At 39.4% G+C, this 19,548-nt stretch carries 19 protein-coding genes; 12 read left to right on the plus strand and 7 right to left on the minus strand.

The annotated features are described in order from the left end of the window. Window positions 1–38 precede the first annotated feature (38 nt). From MKL51_RS18425 to MKL51_RS18445, 5 genes are all read left to right on the plus strand, one after another. Window positions 39–506, plus strand: coding sequence for a YchJ family protein (locus MKL51_RS18425; RefSeq protein ID WP_005804012.1), 468 nt, complete (start codon window positions 39–41; stop codon window positions 504–506). A gap of 45 nt (window positions 507–551) precedes the next feature. Beyond that, window positions 552–1,196: a trimeric intracellular cation channel family protein gene (locus MKL51_RS18430; protein WP_002121256.1), complete on the plus strand. Its 645-nt coding sequence runs from the start codon at window positions 552–554 to the stop codon at window positions 1,194–1,196. 82 nt (window positions 1,197–1,278) lie between these two features. Then, window positions 1,279–2,598, plus strand: a complete 1,320-nt coding sequence (niaP, locus tag MKL51_RS18435) for a niacin transporter NiaP (protein WP_005804015.1) — start codon at window positions 1,279–1,281, stop codon at window positions 2,596–2,598. Window positions 2,599–2,750: 152 nt separating this feature from the next. Beyond that, complete coding sequence (gene parC, locus MKL51_RS18440; protein ID WP_005079495.1) at window positions 2,751–4,970, plus strand: DNA topoisomerase IV subunit A; 2,220 nt, start codon at window positions 2,751–2,753, stop codon at window positions 4,968–4,970. A gap of 297 nt (window positions 4,971–5,267) precedes the next feature. After that, window positions 5,268–6,947, plus strand: coding sequence for a long-chain-fatty-acid--CoA ligase (locus MKL51_RS18445; RefSeq protein WP_002121274.1), 1,680 nt, complete (start codon window positions 5,268–5,270; stop codon window positions 6,945–6,947). A gap of 40 nt (window positions 6,948–6,987) precedes the next feature. Here the strand turns inward: MKL51_RS18445 and MKL51_RS18450 are convergent, their stop codons facing one another. Further along, complete coding sequence (locus MKL51_RS18450) at window positions 6,988–7,380, minus strand: hypothetical protein (protein ID WP_005065679.1); 393 nt, start codon at window positions 7,378–7,380, stop codon at window positions 6,988–6,990. Between the two features lie 106 nt (window positions 7,381–7,486). Between MKL51_RS18450 and MKL51_RS18455 the strand changes: the two genes are divergently transcribed. Both MKL51_RS18455 and ppa read left to right on the plus strand, forming a co-directional pair. Beyond that, window positions 7,487–7,885 (plus strand): MAPEG family protein, encoded by a 399-nt coding sequence (locus MKL51_RS18455; protein ID WP_005065682.1) that lies wholly within the window; start codon window positions 7,487–7,489, stop codon window positions 7,883–7,885. 127 nt (window positions 7,886–8,012) lie between these two features. Continuing rightward, window positions 8,013–8,537, plus strand: a complete 525-nt coding sequence (ppa, locus tag MKL51_RS18460; protein ID WP_002121243.1) for an inorganic diphosphatase — start codon at window positions 8,013–8,015, stop codon at window positions 8,535–8,537. Window positions 8,538–8,643: 106 nt separating this feature from the next. Here ppa and MKL51_RS18465 read toward each other — a convergent pair whose 3' ends face one another. Next, the gene (locus tag MKL51_RS18465; protein WP_002121245.1) at window positions 8,644–9,930 is read right to left on the minus strand and encodes an OprD family outer membrane porin; all 1,287 of its coding nucleotides are present in this window, start codon (window positions 9,928–9,930) and stop codon (window positions 8,644–8,646) included. A 736-nt stretch (window positions 9,931–10,666) separates the two neighbouring features. Between MKL51_RS18465 and MKL51_RS18470 the strand changes: the two genes are divergently transcribed. Beyond that, entirely contained in the window at window positions 10,667–10,855 is a 189-nt protein-coding gene (locus MKL51_RS18470; protein WP_002121272.1) for a hypothetical protein, read from the plus strand. A gap of 38 nt (window positions 10,856–10,893) precedes the next feature. Continuing rightward, the gene (locus tag MKL51_RS18475; protein WP_017481901.1) at window positions 10,894–11,706 is read left to right on the plus strand and encodes a TorF family putative porin; all 813 of its coding nucleotides are present in this window, start codon (window positions 10,894–10,896) and stop codon (window positions 11,704–11,706) included. Between the two features lie 42 nt (window positions 11,707–11,748). On the opposite strand, the gene MKL51_RS18480 is transcribed toward MKL51_RS18475, so the two are convergent. Next, a complete protein-coding gene (locus MKL51_RS18480; RefSeq protein WP_017481902.1) occupies window positions 11,749–12,627 on the minus strand; it encodes a dihydrodipicolinate synthase family protein in 879 nt (292 codons plus the stop codon). Between the two features lie 15 nt (window positions 12,628–12,642). After that, a complete protein-coding gene (locus tag MKL51_RS18485) occupies window positions 12,643–13,419 on the minus strand; it encodes an aldolase (RefSeq protein WP_005804025.1) in 777 nt (258 codons plus the stop codon). 111 nt (window positions 13,420–13,530) lie between these two features. Between MKL51_RS18485 and pdxR the strand changes: the two genes are divergently transcribed. Then, window positions 13,531–14,964 carry a MocR-like pyridoxine biosynthesis transcription factor PdxR gene (gene pdxR / locus MKL51_RS18490; protein ID WP_270904384.1) on the plus strand — a complete coding sequence of 478 codons (1,434 nt, stop codon included), beginning with the start codon at window positions 13,531–13,533 and terminating at the stop codon, window positions 14,962–14,964. A gap of 24 nt (window positions 14,965–14,988) precedes the next feature. On the opposite strand, the gene MKL51_RS18495 is transcribed toward pdxR, so the two are convergent. The 3 genes from MKL51_RS18495 to MKL51_RS18505 all read right to left on the minus strand — a co-directional run bounded on the left by MKL51_RS18495 (window position 14,989) and on the right by MKL51_RS18505 (window position 17,418). After that, window positions 14,989–15,534, minus strand: a complete 546-nt coding sequence (locus MKL51_RS18495; protein ID WP_270904385.1) for an NADPH-dependent FMN reductase — start codon at window positions 15,532–15,534, stop codon at window positions 14,989–14,991. A 103-nt stretch (window positions 15,535–15,637) separates the two neighbouring features. Beyond that, window positions 15,638–17,125 (minus strand): YifB family Mg chelatase-like AAA ATPase, encoded by a 1,488-nt coding sequence (locus MKL51_RS18500; RefSeq protein ID WP_005804030.1) that lies wholly within the window; start codon window positions 17,123–17,125, stop codon window positions 15,638–15,640. A gap of 65 nt (window positions 17,126–17,190) precedes the next feature. After that, the gene (locus MKL51_RS18505; RefSeq protein WP_002121136.1) at window positions 17,191–17,418 is read right to left on the minus strand and encodes an accessory factor UbiK family protein; all 228 of its coding nucleotides are present in this window, start codon (window positions 17,416–17,418) and stop codon (window positions 17,191–17,193) included. A 278-nt stretch (window positions 17,419–17,696) separates the two neighbouring features. On the opposite strand from MKL51_RS18505, the gene glnK reads away from it, so the two are divergent. After that, window positions 17,697–18,035: a P-II family nitrogen regulator gene (gene glnK / locus MKL51_RS18510; protein WP_000780326.1), complete on the plus strand. Its 339-nt coding sequence runs from the start codon at window positions 17,697–17,699 to the stop codon at window positions 18,033–18,035. Window positions 18,036–18,092: 57 nt separating this feature from the next. Beyond that, on the plus strand, window positions 18,093–19,487 hold the full coding sequence (locus tag MKL51_RS18515; RefSeq protein WP_005804034.1) for an ammonium transporter: 1,395 nt from the start codon (window positions 18,093–18,095) through the stop codon (window positions 19,485–19,487). Window positions 19,488–19,548 lie beyond the last annotated feature (61 nt).

Below are 19,548 nucleotides of genomic sequence, written 5' to 3' on the forward strand. Positions count from 1 at the left end.
GCTCAACTCTGAGCTATTTTTTATTTGAGAAACACCAAATGATCCAACAAACTTGTCCATGTGGAAAAGGCAGCTATACACAATGTTGTGAGCCTTTACATTTAGGCACAGCCAAAGCACTAACGGCAGAGCAGCTTATGCGTTCACGTTATAGCGCTTTTGCATTACAGCAAATCGATTATATTGTGCAAACGACTGCTTTAGGTCAGCAAACAGCACTAGATAAAGATGCCATCGCAGAGTGGAGCAAACAAAATCAATGGTTGGGTTTAGAGGTGGTTAATGCCAACGAAAAATTAGATAAAACCCACGCACAGGTTGAGTTTAAGGCTCACTATCATGATGGACAAAAAGCCCAAATTCATCATGAGGTTTCACATTTTGTTTATCACCAGCAAAAATGGTTTTTCCTCGACCCAACGGTCGATATGCACGTCACAATGAAACAACCTTGTATATGTGGTTCAGGAAAAAAATTTAAGCAATGCTGTGCACAATTTCTGTAAGTTTATCTTAAAATACGCCCACTGTTTGGCCTGAGGGAAAGGGCGATGTTACTCACCGTTATTTATATTATTGCGATTACTGCGGAAGCCATGACAGGTGCATTGTCTGCTGGTCGACGGAGTATGGACTGGTTCGGTGTCGTACTGATTGCCTGTGTGACTGCTTTAGGTGGTGGTTCGGTGCGAGATGTATTGCTTGGCCACTATCCTTTAACTTGGGTAAAACATCCGGAATACTTAGTTCTGACCTGTTGTGCTGCATTTGTCACGATTATTATTGCCAAATGGATGCGTCATTTACATAACATCTTTTTGGTGCTCGATGCATTAGGCTTGATTGGTTTTACGATCATTGGTTGTCAGATTGCCCTACAAATGGGACATGGTTTTGTCGTGTCGGCAGTAGCAGGGGTGTTGACTGGAGTATCTGGCGGTATTTTACGTGATATTTTATGTAACGATGTCCCGTTCGTTTTCCGCCGAGAACTCTATGCGAGTATCTCTTTTGTGGCAGTCATCTGTTACTGGGTTTGTCAGGATTTAGGATTAAGCCTAGAGTTAACAGTCATTTCAACTTTAATTTTTGGCTTTACCTTGCGTCTGATTGCGATCTATTTTGGCTTAGAAATGCCTAAATTTATTTATAAAGATGATGATGCAGAATCGGCTTCTTCAACTGACGAACATTAATCATGCAGAATTCGATGTGAGCATGATATAACAATTAAATATATTGTCTTGCTCACTTATTTTTTCCAGTAGAGTTTTTCCTATGGATCTGGTTTCACGTATACAAAATCTTCCAATTGGCAAATTTCACTACACATTACTGTGGGTGGTTGGTTTAGGTTGGATGTTTGATGCGATGGACACCGGTATCATTGCTTTTATCATGACAACGCTTGTTAAAGACTGGGCATTAACGCCAGCAGAAAGCGGTTGGATTGTAAGTATTGGTTTTGTAGGGATGGCTATTGGAGCTGTTTGCTCAGGAGCTTTAGCAGACCGCTTTGGCCGCAAGACAATATTTGCTATAACCATGGCGATCTATAGCATTGCGACTGCCTTATGTGCCTTTGCTCCAGACTTAAAGTGGTTATTAATTTTTCGTTTTATTGTTGGTCTTGGACTTGGTGGACAGTTACCCGTTGCAGTGACATTGGTGAGTGAATATATACCTGCACATGTACGTGGTCGTTTTATTGTCCTCCTCGAAAGTTTTTGGGGTTTAGGCTGGTTAGTTGCTGCACTCATTTCTTATTTTATTATTCCTAAATTTGGTTGGCACATTGCATTTCTTATGGGTGGCCTCCCACTGATTTATATTTTAGTAATTTGGAAAAAACTCCCTGAATCCATACCTTACCTGATTAACCGTGGACGTGTTGAAGAAGCACATGCATTGGTTCAAAAATTAGAAGCTCAAGCAGGCGTTCAAATTGTTCACCATATTGAAGTCGTGCCTGTAGCCATGCGACAAAAAGTCTCTTTTAAACAACTTTGGAGTGGTCAATTTGCTCGCAGAAGCTTAATGCTTTGGCTCATCTGGTTTGGAATTGTGTATTCCTACTACGGGATCTTTACGTGGCTGCCAAGTTTATTAGTGAAACAGGGCTATGACATCGTTAAATCTTTTGAATATGTTTTGCTTATGATTTTGGCGCAGCTACCAGGCTACTTGGCAGCGGCATGGTTTGTAGAGAGATTGGGTAGAAAAATTACACTCGCTGCATTTATCGGTTTTTGTGCCTTGTCTGCATATTTCTTTGGACAAGCCGACAGTGTAAACAGCATTATGTTTTGGGGTTGTCTCATGTCCTTCTTTAATTTGGGTGCATGGGGAGTGTTATATACCTATACACCAGAGCAATATCCAGCCAACATTCGGGCTTTTGGTTCGGGCTGGGCATCGGCAATGGGCCGTTTAGGTGGAATTTTGGCGCCGATAGTCGTCACTCATATGATGGTTTCCAAAAATGGGTTTAGCCATGTTTTTATGATGTTTACTATTGTTTTACTTTTGGTTGCAGCTGTAATTTTAATATTAGGTGAAGAAACCCAAGGTAAAAGACTAGAGTCGATAGGCCTCTAGTTTTGCCTAACTTTATAGCAAGTAACTAAAAATATAGAGAGATGAGACATAATTTGACGCTCAGGTGACAGAGTCCCTCTTGTGTCTGTAACATAGCCCACTTAGCATAAGACTCACTTAAAATAACGACTGATTTGGAAGATAAGCTGACTATGACCAGCCTTGCGCATCAAGCGACAGAAAACCGCTCTGTAGCCGAATTTACTGAACAGGCTTACCTGAATTATGCCATGTACGTCATTATGGACCGTGCATTGCCACATATCAGTGATGGCTTAAAACCTGTACAGCGCCGTATTGTCTACGCCATGAGCGAGTTGGGCTTAAAAAGCAGTGGTAAGCCAAAAAAATCGGCCCGTACTGTAGGTGACGTACTAGGTAAATATCATCCGCATGGTGATTCGGCATGTTATGAAGCCATGGTGTTGATGGCTCAGCCGTTTAGTTATCGCTATCCTTTGATTGAAGGTCAAGGGAACTGGGGTTCACCAGATGATCCTAAATCGTTTGCTGCGATGCGTTATACCGAGGCAAAACTTTCTGCCTACAGTGAGTTATTACTAAGTGAGTTAGGACAAGGCACGAGTGAATGGCAAGATAACTTTGACGGTTCATTAAAAGAACCGATTACCTTGCCAGCACGAGTTCCTAATATTCTGCTGAATGGTACAACTGGTATTGCGGTTGGTATGGCGACTGATATTCCGCCACATAATTTGCGTGAAGTGATTAAAGGAACAATTGCCTTAATTCGTAATCCGCAAACATCAGACGAGAAATTGGCTGAATATATTCCAGCGCCAGATTTACCAACCAAAGCTGAAATTATTACTCCGCCTGAAGAATTACTCAAAATCCAGACGACTGGACGTGGTAGTTACCGCATGCGAGCGGTTTATACCATCGAAAAAAATGAAATCGTGATTACCGAATTGCCGTATCAAGTATCGGGTTCTAAGGTGATCACTCAAATTGCCGACCAAATGCAGGCCAAAAAGCTACCATTAGTGGTGGATGTGCGTGACGAGTCGGATCATGAAAACCCAACACGACTCGTGATTGTACTTCGTTCTAACCGTATTGATGCTGAAGCGGTGATGAGCCACTTATTTGCTACTACCGATTTAGAATCAAGCTACCGCGTTAATTTAAACATGATTGGTGAGGATGGTCGTCCTCAGGTTAAGTCGATTCGACGTATCTTGCTTGAGTGGATTGAGATCCGTAAAAAAACGGTTACTCGCCGTTTGGAATATCATTTAAACCGAATTGAAAAACGCCTGCATATTTTGGCAGGCCTTTTAATTGCTTATCTCGATATTGATACAGTTATTCGTATTATTCGTGAAGAAGATCAGCCTAAACCTGTATTGATGGACCATTTCAAAATTGATGAGATACAAGCAGAAGCAATTTTAGAACTCAAGTTACGCCATTTAGCAAAACTTGAAGAGATGGAAATCCGTCAAGAACAGGATGAGCTCTCAGCAAAAGCAGCGATTATTCGTGAGCAATTAGAAAACCCAGAATCTTTAAAAAACCTGATTATTGGCGAATTAAAAGAAGACGCGAAAAAGTTTGGTGACGAACGCCGTTCTCCAATTGTTGCACGTGCTGAAGCTGTTCAAATTAGAGAACAAGATTTAATGCCGGCTGAAGCAGTAACAGTGGTTTTATCTGAAGCGGGATGGATTCGTGCTGCAAAAGGTGCAGATGTTGATGCAGAGAATTTAAACTATCGTGCTGGTGACCAATATTTAAGTCATGCGGTGGGTAAAACCAATCAACGAATTTATTTCCTCGATGAGACAGGGCGTAGTTATGCCTTGCCTATTAGCAGTCTGCCATCAGCAAGAGGTTTAGGCGAGCCATTAAGTTCAAAACTTGCTCCTGCAAGTGGAGTTGCGTTTATTCAGGTCTATTTAGATGATGAAGAGTCAGAACTTATTGCTGCTAGCTCATCAGGTTATGGTTTTAAAACTCAAGTCAAACAGTTAGATACCAATGCCAAGGCAGGGAAAAGCTTCTTGTCGGTACCTGAAAAGTCAAAAGCACTACCGTTAATATCTGCCCAAAACATGACACATTTGGCTGTACTCAGCTCAGCAGGTCGACTCTTGATTATTGATTTGTCAGAACTGCCAAATTTAAATAAGGGTAAAGGTAATAAGTTGATACAACTTGAAGCGAAAGAGCAGATTTTATCCATGACAACCCTGAACTTAGATGAAATAATTCAGGTGGTTGCAGGTCAACAACATCTAAAACTAAAAGGTGATGATCTACAGAAATACATGGGTAAACGAGCTTCAAAAGGTCACCTCTTACCACGTGGATATCAAAAAGCAAATAAACTGTTGATTCAGAGATAAAGCTAGCGTCGGGCAACATAAATACGCTATATATGGCAATAAGTTCAAGCAATGAACTGAACTTATTGGTATTGGATAACGATTAAAAGGACAGCAATTTGGAGTACGCAATTTGTACTCCATGCAAAAAATTTGGCAGGGTCAAATTGTCAAAACTTCTGTCTCATAATCTTGTTCGAAAGTGTCATGAATGTGCCAATAAGTTTTAAATATGTTCTGGCACCAAGAAGCTAAAGAATAGCTGGGGCATTGAATAACAGTTATTACTAAGGATTACGAATCGGAGATAATGGCATTATGGAAAAGATTTGGTTTGCAGAATACCAAAAAACAGGGATTCCAGAAACAGTAGCATTGCCTGCGGAAAATACCTCTCTTGTTGATATTTTTGAGAGTAATTTCCAAAAATTTGGTTCTCGTGATGCCTTTATCTTTATGGATAAAGCGATGTCATTTAACGAGTTGGAACTTGCAAGCCGTAAGTTCGCGACCTATTTGCAAAATTTGGGGTTAGCAAAGGGAACTCGTGTGGCAGTGATGATGCCAAACGTATTGCAATATCCTGTAGTTGCATTAGCTGTGTTACGTGCAGGCTTAGTATTAGTGAATGTAAACCCACTTTATACTGCGCGTGAGCTTGAGCATCAATTAAATGACTCGGGTTCAGAAGTACTCGTGATTATCGAAAACTTTGCCAGTGTTTACCAAAGCATTTTAGGTAAAACTCCTGTGAAGCATGTTGTAGTTGCGACAGTAGGAGATATGCTTGGTACGCTTAAAGGTACATTAGTAAATTTTGTATTACGTAAAGTACGTAAGCAAATTCCTGCTTGGAATATTCCAGGGTACGTTAAATTTAATACAGCATTAAATAAAGTAAGTCCGAGTAATTATAAGCGTCCAAATTTAACTTTAAGTGATACTGCCGTGCTTCAATATACGGGTGGTACTACAGGTGTTTCAAAAGGTGCGGAATTAACACATCTTAATTTGGTTGCCAACCTTTTACAGTGTGATGGTATCTTCCAAAGTAAATTTGGTGCAAATGATGGTGCTAAAGGCGACCGTATTGTTTGCGCATTACCGCTTTATCATATTTTTGCGTTCATGGTTTGCGCGATGTACGGTATGTATAAAGGTCAGGCAAATATCTTGATTCCGAACCCACGTGATTTACCAGCGGTAATTAATGAATTACGTAAATATCAGCCATCATTCTTCCCAGCAGTAAATACATTATTTAATGCTTTAGTAAACAATGAAGAATTTAAACAACTTGACCATAGCAATTTAAAAATGGCGATGGGCGGTGGTATGGCAGTTCTACCTTCTACAGCAGAAGCGTGGAAGAAGATTACTGGTACAACCATTATTGAAGGTTATGGTTTGTCTGAGACTTCTCCGGTAGCGACTGCAAACCCTCCTGCATCTACTGAATTTAGCGGCACTATTGGTATTCCGTTACCTTTAACTGAAGTTGCTATTTTAGATGATGACGGTAAAGAAGTTGCCTTAGGTGAGCAAGGTGAAATCTCTATTCGTGGTCCTCAAGTCATGAAAGGCTATTGGAAGCGTCCTGATGAGACTGCGAAAGTCATGACTGCAGACGGTTTCTTCCGTACTGGTGATATCGGCGTTATGGATAGCCGTGGATATACTAAAATTGTAGACCGTAAAAAAGATATGATTTTGGTTTCTGGCTTTAACGTTTATCCAAGCGAAATCGAAGAAGTTATTGCTAAACATCCAAAAGTATTGGAAGTTGCAGCAATTGGTGTTCCTGATGAAAAATCAGGTGAAGTGCCAAAACTCTTTATCGTGAAAAAAGATCAAAGCTTAACGACTGAAGAAATTTTGAACTTTGCTAAAGAAAACTTAACAGGTTATAAACGCCCTCGTTATGTTGAGTTTATGGATGAATTACCTAAATCAAACGTAGGCAAAATCTTACGTAAGGACTTACGTAAGCCAGCCTAAAAAGTTAATAAAAAAGCGCCTTAGGGCGCTTTTTTTGTTTTTACATTTTGTTGTGGCTTTTCATAAACCAGCGGTCTATGTAAGGACGACCAATTCCTACCATCCCAACAAAAACTAGCATTGTGCCCAATTGCAAACGCAAATGAGTTAAATCGAGCTGACCATAACTTAAATAATTATCTACTAGGCAATATAGGGTAATCACAATTAACCAATGCCATAAAGGAAGCCGTTTAATACCGACTGCAATAAAAGTAATTGTTAAAATAACAAAGGTGCCCAATGTCGATTGCCAATTTAGATTTGCACAAATCACACTCAATAAAAAAGCGACAATAGGAAATACGATTTTTAATATACGGTCTACCTGAAGCTGATTTTGTTTTTGCTTGTCTAAGACGTCAAACAATTCTTTTTGATCAGGTTGTTGCATACATGGCCCTATTAATCAGTGATGACAAGTGATTGCATAAAATTTCAGGTAAAAACGCAATGTTATGATAGCATGATCAACAGTATTTTCAGTGATGGATGGCACTATGCAGGGCATCAGCGGCATTATCTATATTATTTTAGTGGCATGTTTGCTGCCATACGCATTTACCGTAATTGCAAAATTTACAGGTGGTTTTCAGCCCGTCGATAATCAAAACCCAAGAGCTTTTTTGGCTAAAACAACAGGCCTTGCTGCTCGCGCTAATGCCGTACAACAAAATAGCTTTGAAAGCCTACCTTTATTCTTAACTGCTATTTTAATGGCTGAATATATGGTTGTTCCGGAATATTTTATTCTGAGATTAGGTTGGGCATATATTATTTTAAGAGTTATTTATGGTATTTGCTATTTAAGTAATTGGGCAACTTTGCGCTCGATTGTTTGGTTCTTATCTATATTGTGTCCAATCTTATTACTTGTGGTCACGATTAAACTGACTTGAGTGTCATTCTGTCATCATTCATATCAACTTTCGCGTGTGCCCATTGTATAATCGGCATCATTTTGATGATATCCACGCTATAATCGAGAGGATTTTACATCTGACTTCATAACGAAAGAGTATTGATATGAGTTACAGCAATATCCCAGCAGGTAAAGATGCGCCAAATGACATCTATGTCATTATTGAAATTCCTGCAAATGCAGCACCAATTAAATATGAAATCGATAAAGATTCTGATGCATTGTTCGTAGACCGTTTCATGGGTACAGCAATGTTCTATCCAGCGAACTATGGTTATGTTCCAAATACTTTGTCTGAAGATGGCGACCCATTAGACGTACTTGTTGTAACTCCTCATCCTGTTGCTGCTGGTTCAGTCATTCGTTGCCGTCCAGTGGGCAAATTAAATATGGAAGATGACGGTGGTATTGATGCGAAATTAATCGCTGTTCCACACGAAAAATTATCTCCACTTTATAAAGACGTGAAGGAATATACAGATCTTCCTCCGTTATTGATTAGCCAAGTTGAGCATTTCTTCAGTCACTATAAAGATTTAGAACCAGGTAAGTGGGTAAAAATCAGTGGTTGGGAAGGTGCTGATGTTGCTAAAGCCGAAGTATTAAAAGCAATTGAAGCTGCTAAATAAGCTTTAATTTATAAGCTCAGAATGTCTCAATTGATATTTTGAGCTTAATAAAAAACCTACATCTGTTACCAGACGTAGGTTTTTTTATGCTTGATAGATTTGTGAATTAGAATAATTTCACAGGAATATCAAGGAATAAACGCCATTCATTGGTATCACCAATGTACGCACCTTGGTATGAGTCGCTTGCACGATAATACGAGTTACGGATACGGAGGCTTGCATCTTTAGCGAAACCACTTTGAACTGTGTATTTCACTTGGTTAAAGAACTCACGTTCTTGAGCATCATCAGTTACATTTTTAACTTTGATGTCCCAACCATATACAAATGCAGTTGTCCAGTTTAGACCAGGTAATACACCTAATTTACCAAAATCGAGACTGTACTGGATTTGTGCAGATTTTTCATCATTACCGATGAAGTCAGACATGTAAGAGTTTGGCAAATAGATACTTTGGAAGCCGTCAGCATTTTGACCATAGTCATAACCAACATTACCGCTGTTTTGTTGGTAAGCAACCATGATGTTATGTGGGCCCGTATTATAAGCCGTAGAGATAGCCCAAATGTTATTTTGACGATTAGATAGATCATCAGTAGTTTGAGAATAAGTAAAAGCACCTTCATCAAACTTAGTATGATAACCGCTGAAATCATATGTTAATGAACTGTCATTCGCCAATGGCTGTTTAAAGTTCACATTTACATAATGGCGATCAAGCTTATTCTTGCTGTCTAAACCATAGTAAGATGCATTTAAATTATCATCAAACTTGTATTTAGCACCCCACACAATTGCACGATCAAGACCCTTACCATTTACGTCAGCATCGGTATTGATTTGATCAGACATTTGGTTTTTAGTAAATTTACCAGCAACAACTTCAAGATTCTTGATTTCATGGCTAGTTAATAAAGTACCTGTAAAATATTCAGGAACCATACGTCCAGTATTACTTGCAAGAACAGGTAGGTCGAGTACTTGAGTACCGTAACGTACTGTTGTATTCGAGAAACGTGCTTTAACGCTACCACCACCACGAGCCCAGTGATCATAAGCGGAGCCATCATTATGTAATGGGATCATTTGGTTACCGGCATTTTTATTTTCACCGATCTTAAATGAACCATCACCCACAGCGCCAACACCGAAACCAATAATACCAGGGGTAAAGCCAGAATCAATACTTACAATTGCTGATTGAGCAAATGAGCTAGTATCTTTTGCGCCCTGTTTTTTATCACGGTTGATGTAACCTGTACGGAAGAGAATAGAACCGTTCGCATCTTCAACAAATCCTTTTGCCTCACTTTGCTCGCTTGCCTGAGCTGAGGAAATTATTGCCGCAGAAATGAGAACTGCTAATGTAAGTTTTTGTGCTTTTAGCATATTTAAAGAACCTCATAAAAACGATAAATCCTGTGCCTTGTTATTGTTCAGGGCCTAGGATTTCCATCAATTGTATAAGTAATCTGTAAAAAAGATATATTTTTGTTCATTTTATTTTATATATGCTATGCAGGATTTGATTAATGTGGTAGGGGTTGTTTAATAAATTTATAATTCGTCTTTTATACTTAATCTATTGTTTAAAATAAAAAAAGTAATTTAATTTTTAGTGGATTTTTACCATTTATTTTGTATTTAAAGTTCAAAAAATAGTTGATTCTTGTGTTCATTTTTTACTCTTTTTTGTTGGATATGTTTACTTTTTAATCTTATTTTAAGTTTCTTTTTTCATCACTTTTATTTTTATACCCTTTAAATTGTTACTATATAACGTTATTTTAAAAATGGAATGTACAAAAATAGATCACTACAGGCGGATAACAAAATATGTTTAGATTGATCAAATTTAGTGCAATAAATTGCTTGTATTTTGTGCACTACTCTTTTTATCCATATTATTGCTTAAAAAAGACCCAAAATAGTACATCTACTTTAAACAAGTAATAAATAAACAAATCCAATGAGTAGAAATGCGCAATCACAGATCATTACAAGCATTGTCTTCCAGAAATTTACATACTTTTTATATCTCGCCTCTAAGATTAAATAGAAAATTTATGTGCAACAAATGAATACTTCACGCCTCGCTCATTAATTTCCGATAAGGGATTTTCGTATGTTTAGTATTTTTTATCGCATAAGAATTTTATTTTATCGCTATGTTTTTTATGGATATATTTTTATAAAAATTACCCAGAAATTTTATAATAAAGTGAGTTTGATCTCAAAATTAATGAAGAGAACTGATAGCAAATTCGTACTTGGCACAGCAATTGCTAAAGCTCAAGTAACACAATTTGTTTAATTCCTATAAATCGTGCGTTCATTGTGGGGGAGATCAAAATGATGAAATTTGCACTTAAGGCAGTAACTCTTGGTATCTTTGCAGCAGGGTCAACTATGGCTATGGCTGAAGATGCTCCATCTTTTTATGGAATCACGGCAACAGGTAGTGTGGCAGCGACCACAGACTACCGTTTCCGTGGTGTTACCCAATCGTCAAATAACCCAGCTATTCAAGGTGGGTTCACCTTTTCTCATAAGTCAGGTGCTTATGTTGCGCTTTGGGGGTCAAGCGTAGACTTTAATACACCTGGCGTTTCAACTGAAACCGATATCTCTTTAGGTTATACAAATACATTAAAATTGTCTGATACGCTTGCACCAACGTATGATGTGGGTGTAATTCATTATGGCTATATTGGTTCTGACTCAAAATTTACTAACCCATACAATGGTGATACTGGCTTCGACTTCACCGAATTTTACGGAAAATTAACGTTTGCAGACTCTTTATTTAAAGGTGATGCACTTAGTGTGGGCGTAAGCTATTCAGATGATTACTGGGGCCACTCTGATGAGTTCTGGTATTTCAACGTCGGTTATTCAGCACCAATTGCAGACACAGGATTTACTGGACTTGCTTCAGTTGGTTATAACAAACTCAAAAACAAAGACTCTTTACTTGTAGTTGCGGGTGGGCCAGGTGAAGACGATAGCTATATCGATTATAAAGTTGGTGTGAATTATAACATCTTGGGTATTATTGCTGAGCTAGATGTTGTTGGTACAGACATTAGTACTTCTGGTATGACTGATGCTGGTAAGAAACCTTATGACACGGGCTTGGTGTTTAGTTTAACTAAAACATTCTAAGTTTGAGTTTTAAAAAAGCGGGTGAGTAACCCGCTTTTTTTATTAGTTTTCTATTTCAGAAAGTAGCTGTTTTAACTGGTTAAGCTCAATATCCGTAGCTTTAGATAATGGCTTGCGTGGTAAGCCCGCAGAGACACCTTTTAGTTGTAAACCAGTTTTAATCGTTTTAGGTAAACCACCATTTACAATAAAGCGTAGTAAAGGAAGTTGCTGATAAAATGAATTTTGGGCTTGTTCTAACTCACCATTTTTTACATGTTCAATAAGCTGTTGAGGTCGTTGACCTAATAGGTTTGGTGCTGCTGTACACCAGCCGCTTGCTCCCGCACATAAAGCTTCTAAAGCTAGAGGGTTACACCCGTTATAAAATGGGAGTTCTCCTTTTGATAGCTCATAAATCTTATGCATGCGCTGAATATCACCGCTACTTTCTTTCACCATCGTAATATTTGCAATGCTATTAAACATATGCACGATTAATTCTGGAGACATATCAACACCGCTAGTCGCAGGGTTGTTATAAATCATAATTGGTAGTGTGGTCTCTTGGGCAATTGCTTGATAATATTCAAAAATATCTTGGTCTGTTAGCTTCCAATAAGATATAGGAATCACCATGAGTGCATCTGCACCGTAGCTTTGCGCGATTTGGGCTTTTTTAATGGCTTGATCAGTCGTGAGTTCTGAAATTCCAATAATGACAGGCACGCGTTTATTAATACTTTCAATTGAAGTTTTTGCGACTAAGCACCATTCATCCCATTCAAGATAAGCGCTTTCGCCTGTACTGCCTAAAGGCGCAATTGCATCGCAGCCATTTGCAATCAGCAAATCCAGCATTTGTTTCAAAACAGGAAGATTAATGGTGTTGTCATCAGAAAATGGGGTAACAGGGTAGCCAATAATGCCGTTTAGTTTCATGGTCGAAATCTCTTTTTAAATACAGTCAGAATGTTTTTTCAAAGCTTTACGTGCGTAGTAGGCAAAGTTCACTTTGTTACGTTTATCGATAGAAACCCAGTCATGAGCTTCTGTTGCTAAATCATGTGGGATCGGCTGGATTTGTCCGGCAGACATCGCTAGCAGTTGCAGTTGAGCTGCTCGTTCAATTAAAAGAGCCAAGTTGCAGGCTTCTTCAATGGTTTTTCCTGTAACCAGTTGGCCATGGTGAGACAATAAAACAGCACGGTTTTTACCCAGCGCAGAAGAAATCAAAATACCTTCTTCATTGCCCACAGGAACACCTGGCCAATGACCTACAAATGAGCAGTCTTCGTAAAGTGCGCAGACGTCCATTTGGGAAATCATAAGTGGAACCTGTAGCATCGATAGAGCCGCTACATGAGTCGGATGCGTATGGATAATGCAGTTCACTTCTGGATGTTCTTTATAAATCCATGTATGAAAACGATTAGCTGGGTTTGCCATTCCTTCTTGATTGATGGGTTCTAAATCTTGATTTACCTCAAGTAAATTTGAGGCAGTAATTTCATCAAAACCTAAACCAAAACGTTGGGTAATAAAGGACTCTTTATTTTCACTACGGCAGGTAATTTGGCCTGCTAAACCAGCATCATGGCCATGGTCAAATAAAATACGGCAAGTGAGTGCAAGCTTTTGACGATCAGTTAAATCTGAGTCACTAATCCACTTTTGCATATCTTGCTGTGCGTGTTGCATCAGGTCTTGTTTGTTTACAGCAGCAGTCTTCATCTCTTCTCCAGTCCAGTTGACCAAATTAAGTAGGTGAAGGCAGAATAGAAAATAGCTGGATGAATCAATACATCCAGTTTTTATAAGTTGTATGGTCCAGATGGGGTGGATATGCTAAGACCTTGGCAAGTACATTTTCGTATCGATGAAAGAGAAGAAAAAACGGTTTTTCTAAAACTGACTAACTTGATTAGTCAGGAAATTTTAAGTGGCCGTTTAGTGCAGGGGACTATGCTGCCAGGGTCTCGTAGCCTGTCAAAAGAACTAGGAATTAATCGAAAAACCGTACAAGCAGTCTATGAAGAATTAGAAGCACAAGGATGGCTTGTGACCCTTCCCCGGAAAGGCACATTTGTGGCGGATGTTTTGCCAGAAAAACAGCTTCAAATAGAGCCAGTATCTGAGCGAAAAGTTAATGATAAACCAATCACTCAAGAAGTGATTCAACGCCCACATAACGATGGTGTGCCAGATCCGAGGCTTATTCCCTACGAACTATTTTCGCGGGCATACCGGCATGCACTGATTAAAATTACGCAAAACCAGTACATGGGATATGGTGACCCACGAGGGATGGTTGAGCTAAGACAGGCTTTACAACAAATGTTGTCAATGGAATGTTTTATGAATGTTGCTGAAGATGAGATTTGTATTGTACGTGGTAGTCAAATGGGAATTTTTCTTGCCTCTCGAGCATTACCCAATCGGCAGGGAGTTATCGTTGTTGAAGAATTATATTATCCATCTGCTTTTAAAGCATTTCAGTCAAATGGCTTTCAAGTGGTTTCTGTTAAATTAGATGAACAAGGTATTGTCATTGACGACCTAGAACGGATTTTACAAGAGCACTCAGTTGCTGCCATTTATACAACTCCGCATCACCAATATCCTACAACTGTCACCATGGCCATGTCTCGCCGTTTTCAACTCTTAGAGCTTTCAAAAAAATGGGGGTTTTATATTATTGAAGACGACTATGACCACGAATTTCATTATGACAGCCGGCCTATGCCACCCTTAGCAAGTTTGCCTCATTCTGAATTGGTCATTCATGTGGGCTCATTATCAAAGGTCTTCGCACCCGGTATTCGCTTGGGATACGTCGTGGCATCGTCAATAATCATTCAATCGATTACAGAAGATATTCTATTGATTGATCGGCAAGGCAATAACATTACGGAACTTGCTTTAGCAGATTTAATGCAGCGAGGGGAAATCAAGCGGCATATCCGTAAAATGAAAAAAATATATCAACTACGCCGTGACCATGCCTTAGCTGAGTTCCATCGAGTTTTTGCTGAGACTGTTCAGATACAACCACCTGCAGGTGGAATGGCCTTATGGGCGAAATTCCAGAAAGCATTTACTCAAGATCAGCTTATAAAATTAAAAGAACTTAACATTGATACAGAGCATAAGTTTAAACAGGAAGAATGTACTAATCATTGTATCCGTTTTGGCTTTGCGGCTTTATCAGAGAAAGAAATTACTTGCTTAATTGAGACTTTAAATGGAGCTTTTAATAAAAGAACAGCGGACTCATAATCCGCTGTTTTATTTTAAGAAAGTTCACTCTAATTCATTTCTACATTTTTGAATCTCTGAGACAAAGGTAAGCAGAAAGGGAGTAATTTGTGACTTATATTTTTCGGTTTGTAGCATCTCGCTAATTTGTTCAGGAGATTTGCCGATGAGAGAAATCCTTAAAAATAAATCTTCAAAGAAATTGCTACTAACAGTCGACAATACTCTTCTTAAAGAAACTAGCATGTCGTCGCCGCGGCTAGATGCATGAACCAGAACAATAGGTATATCTATAATTTCGGTACGGGAAACCATCCAATCAATTGCATTCTTGAGACCACCTGGAATACAACGGATATATTCTGGACTTGAGATGATAATGCCATCTGCATCAGAAACAGATTTGATGAAATCTTCCACTACAGTAGACGTTTTTTCTCCTTCATTATCTGGAGAAAAGACAGGCAGATTATTAATATGATCAAAAACTGTCAATTCAATGTCGGACGGTGCTATATCCTTCATTGCTATTAATAGAGCAGTATTTGTAGATTCTTTTCTTGCACTACCTGAGATAGCCAAAATTTTCATAGCATCCTCTTTACTTCTATTAATACATAGGGAGTAATAAATTCTCTTATTAATAACTTCTATAAATATTAAAAAAGCGGACTCATAATCCGCTGTTTTTATTTTAAGAATGATTGCCTCGATAAGAGAGCGCTTCTGTAAGATGAGGACTTTGGATCATCTCACTTTGCGCCAAATCGGCAATGGTACGAGCAACCCGTAAAACACGATGATAAGCACGAGCCGACAGATTCAAACGTTGTTGAGCCATTTCAATCATTCGTTGAGAAGTACTATCAAGTACAGCATATTGCTCAAGTTGTTTCGGTGAAAGTGCTTGATTTAAACAATCTTGTCTTTGCATTTGTTGTTCATAAGCATAAATCACACGCTGTCTTACAGCCGTAGAGTCTTCAGCAGGTGTTGGATCTTGCAGTTCCTGAGCTTTTAAAGGCGGTACATCAATATGTAAATCGATACGGTCAAGTAATGGTCCCGATATACGGTTTTGATAGCGCTTGATACTCTCTGGCGAACATTGGCAACGGCTGTCTTGATTAAACGCATAACCACATGGACAAGGGTTCATTGCTGCAATGAGCTGAAAGTTTGCAGGATAAGTAATTTGCCGAGCTGCACGTGAAATAATGATTTCTTTTGACTCAAGCGGCTGACGTAAGACCTCTAGAACTTTTCTATCAAACTCAGGGAGTTCATCTAAAAACAAAACGCCTAAATGAGATAAGGTAATTTCACCCGGTTTAGGATGCGAGCCGCCCCCAACTAGTGCAATGGCTGATGCTGTATGGTGGGGCGCGCGAAATGGACGCTGACCAAAGGTATGCGGTGTATTTGAAATAGAATAAATACTCGCGACTTCAAGCGTTTCCTGATTAGAAAGCGGTGGCAAAATTGAAGGAAGACGTGAAGCGAGTAAAGTCTTACCTGTACCTGGTGGTCCTTTAAAGAGCAGCGAGTGCCCGCCTGCGGCGGCAATTTCTAGTGCGCGACGTGGACGTAGCTGACCTTTTACATCTGCCAGATCAAATTTATAAGGCATTTGGTTTGAGGTCGTTGCAGGTTCAATCGAAGATAGTGATTTCATGCCCAAGAAATGATCACAAACTTCTTTTAAATGGCTCACTGGATAACATTCAAGATTCGGTAAATGGCTAATATCCTGACTGTTATCGAGAGGTAAAAGCATTTTATGCTTGGCCTGTTGACATGCCATTGCCAAAGTTAAAGTGCCTGACACTAGCCTTACATGGCCATCTAAAGCTAATTCACCAATTAATTCAAAATCTTCGGCGCAGTTTTCTGGGAGCTGGCCAGAAGCAATTAAAATACCTACAGCAATAGGTAAATCTAGACGTGAACCATCTTTGGGCAAATCTGCTGGTGCAAGATTAATGGTCAATCTTTTAGTTGGAAATTGAAATCCACTATTAATAATGGCTGAGCGAACCCGGTCTTTACTTTCTCTTACCGCCGCCTCTGCTAGGCCGACAATAGTAAGAGAAGGTAAACCTTGACTCACATGTACCTCAACTTCAATCAGAGGCGCATGTAAACCTAAAAGTCCCCGTGTATAAATTTTAGAAAAAGACATCTTATTGTTCCATTATGGTGCTTCATTTTTAATCGTTGTAAAGTATAAATGCGCTACGTTGGTGCTTATTTTTTATTCTTTAAAGTTTCTTCTAACAAACTTACTTGTTTTTGTAGCTCTTCTAAACGTTGATTGGCTGATTGAAGTGCAGTCTTTTGACGGTCGATCTCTTGTTTGGAAACAAGATCCAACTTTTCAACCGCTTCATTTAATAATGCACGTAAATTTTTTTCCAAATCTTTTTTAGGCTCATCAATTTGTTCCAGAATGGCCTGTAGCAAAGTTTCTAGCATGAAATATCCAAAGTGTTGTATTACCTTATGCTTTACAGTTTAACACTGCTTAAGCGCTGGATATAGGTTTCAATTTTTTTAGTGCAAATAGATCATTAAATCAGCATATAACACTACTGAAAATTCATTTTATTTTTGATAGCTCATCTACATCTTGCTCACTAAATAGGTTATAAAGAAAGTTCATGCAAAAGATTCATTTCCCTCAACCTTTGAAATATTGGCATGAAAATTGAACATAAAACCTTACTGGTGAAAAGAAGCCGAAGGAAACAAACATGAAGCTTGTAACTGCAATTGTAAAACCGTTTAAATTGGATGACGTGCGTGAAGCACTCTCTGACATTGGTGTACAAGGGATTACCGTAACTGAAGTTAAAGGTTTTGGTCGTCAAAAAGGGCATACTGAACTCTACCGGGGCGCGGAGTATGTGGTTGATTTCTTACCTAAAGTAAAAATCGAGATTGCGATTAGTGATGAAATGGTCGACGCAGTAATTGAATCAATTACACGTGTCGCAAGCACTGGAAAAATCGGCGATGGTAAGATTTTTGTGACTAACCTGGAACAAGTAATCCGTATTCGTACGGGTGAAACTGGACCGGATGCTGTCTAAATTGGCACAAAGCTTGCTGAGTAGAAAATAACTCGCAAATGAGGTTGGGGGACACGAATGAAAAAAATGCTTATGGCGCTCAGTCTATCAGGCGCTCTTTTGGGTGGTACTGCCGTTTGGGCAGAAGAAGCTGTAACAACGCCAACATCGGAAGTTGCGGCTGCATCAACATCTCCAGCTACTGCAACTACTGCAGAAGCACCAGTTGCTGAAACTCCAGCAGCTCCAGCACCGGCACCTACGCTTGATACAGGTGATACCTCTTGGATTTTAGTTTCAACCGCATTGGTTCTATTAATGACCATTCCGGGATTGGCATTATTCTACGGCGGTATGGTACGTAAAAAAAATGTACTCAGTACGATGATGTTCAGCCTTTCAGCTGCAATCTTGGTAAGTTTGCTGTGGGTGATTGCTGGTTACTCAATCGCGTTCTCTGGCACAGGTGCATTTTTTGGTGATTTGTCTAAAGCAATGCTAAACGGGGTAGCGTTTGATGCATTAAGTGGGACAATTCCTGAAAGTCTCTTTGTTATTTTCCAAATGACTTTTGCCATTATTACAGTGGCGATCCTTAGCGGTTCTATTGCAGACCGTATGAAATATTCAGCTTTCATGGTGTTTATTGCAGTTTGGGTGCTCGTTGTTTACGCACCAATTACCCACTGGGTGTGGGCTGCAGATGGCTGGTTATTTAAAGCAGGCGCATTAGATTTTGCTGGTGGTACAGTTGTACATATCAACTCAGGTGTTGCAGGTCTAGTTGCTGCTTACATGCTTGGAAAACGTATTGGCCTTGGCCGCGAATCTATGGCTCCGCATAACCTGACTTTAACTGTAGTGGGCGCAAGCTTACTTTGGGTGGGTTGGTTCGGCTTTAACGGTGGTAGTGCTCTAGGCGCTGGTGCTCGTGCAAGTATGGCAATTTTAGTGACTCAAGTTGCCGCTGCCGCTGCTGCATTCTCTTGGTTAGTTGTTGAACGTATGATCCGTGGTAAAGCATCTGTATTAGGCGGTGCTTCTGGTGCGGTAGCTGGCTTAGTTGTGATTACACCAGCAGCAGGTTTTGTTGGGGTAGGCGGTGCTTTAGTGATGGGCCTTATTGGTGGCGTAGTGTGCTTCTGGGGTATTACAGCACTTAAACGCTTACTTAAAGCCGATGATGCTTTGGATGCGTTTGGTTTGCATGCGGTAGGTGGTATTGTCGGTGCGATTTTAACTGGCGTATTCTACAGTGACGAAATTATTAAAGCAGCCAACGTTGCATTAGCTCCAACATTCGCTGGCCAATTATGGGTACAAGTTGAAGGCGTATTGGCAACCATGGTTTACAGCGGTATCGCGACTTTCGTTATTCTTAAAGTGATTGATCTTGTGATTGGTATTCGTGTTAATGCTGATGATGAACGCATGGGTCTGGATTTAAGCCAACATGGCGAACGTATCGAATAATTCGTAATATATTCCAATCAAAAAAACAGTCTTCGGACTGTTTTTTTGTCTTATAGAATGC

The organism is Acinetobacter sp. AOR18_HL (assembly GCF_027855145.1).
Taxonomy (GTDB): domain Bacteria; phylum Pseudomonadota; class Gammaproteobacteria; order Pseudomonadales; family Moraxellaceae; genus Acinetobacter; species Acinetobacter pittii.

Coding starts and splice junctions, on each gene's coding strand:
- glnK (WP_000780326.1), top strand. CDS start 17,697: ATGAAGCTTGTAACTGCAATTGTAAAACCGTTTAAATTGGATGACGTG.
- MKL51_RS18500 (WP_005804030.1), bottom strand. CDS start 17,125: ATGTCTTTTTCTAAAATTTATACACGGGGACTTTTAGGTTTACATGCG.
- MKL51_RS18445 (WP_002121274.1), top strand. CDS start 5,268: ATGGAAAAGATTTGGTTTGCAGAATACCAAAAAACAGGGATTCCAGAA.
- parC (WP_005079495.1), top strand. CDS start 2,751: ATGACCAGCCTTGCGCATCAAGCGACAGAAAACCGCTCTGTAGCCGAA.
- niaP (WP_005804015.1), top strand. CDS start 1,279: ATGGATCTGGTTTCACGTATACAAAATCTTCCAATTGGCAAATTTCAC.
- ppa (WP_002121243.1), top strand. CDS start 8,013: ATGAGTTACAGCAATATCCCAGCAGGTAAAGATGCGCCAAATGACATC.
- pdxR (WP_270904384.1), top strand. CDS start 13,531: ATGCTAAGACCTTGGCAAGTACATTTTCGTATCGATGAAAGAGAAGAA.
- MKL51_RS18465 (WP_002121245.1), bottom strand. CDS start 9,930: ATGCTAAAAGCACAAAAACTTACATTAGCAGTTCTCATTTCTGCGGCA.
- MKL51_RS18495 (WP_270904385.1), bottom strand. CDS start 15,534: ATGAAAATTTTGGCTATCTCAGGTAGTGCAAGAAAAGAATCTACAAAT.
- MKL51_RS18475 (WP_017481901.1), top strand. CDS start 10,894: ATGATGAAATTTGCACTTAAGGCAGTAACTCTTGGTATCTTTGCAGCA.
- MKL51_RS18485 (WP_005804025.1), bottom strand. CDS start 13,419: ATGAAGACTGCTGCTGTAAACAAACAAGACCTGATGCAACACGCACAG.
- MKL51_RS18455 (WP_005065682.1), top strand. CDS start 7,487: ATGCAGGGCATCAGCGGCATTATCTATATTATTTTAGTGGCATGTTTG.
- MKL51_RS18515 (WP_005804034.1), top strand. CDS start 18,093: ATGAAAAAAATGCTTATGGCGCTCAGTCTATCAGGCGCTCTTTTGGGT.
- MKL51_RS18425 (WP_005804012.1), top strand. CDS start 39: ATGATCCAACAAACTTGTCCATGTGGAAAAGGCAGCTATACACAATGT.
- MKL51_RS18470 (WP_002121272.1), top strand. CDS start 10,667: ATGTTTAGTATTTTTTATCGCATAAGAATTTTATTTTATCGCTATGTT.
- MKL51_RS18450 (WP_005065679.1), bottom strand. CDS start 7,380: ATGCAACAACCTGATCAAAAAGAATTGTTTGACGTCTTAGACAAGCAA.
- MKL51_RS18480 (WP_017481902.1), bottom strand. CDS start 12,627: ATGAAACTAAACGGCATTATTGGCTACCCTGTTACCCCATTTTCTGAT.
- MKL51_RS18505 (WP_002121136.1), bottom strand. CDS start 17,418: ATGCTAGAAACTTTGCTACAGGCCATTCTGGAACAAATTGATGAGCCT.
- MKL51_RS18430 (WP_002121256.1), top strand. CDS start 552: ATGTTACTCACCGTTATTTATATTATTGCGATTACTGCGGAAGCCATG.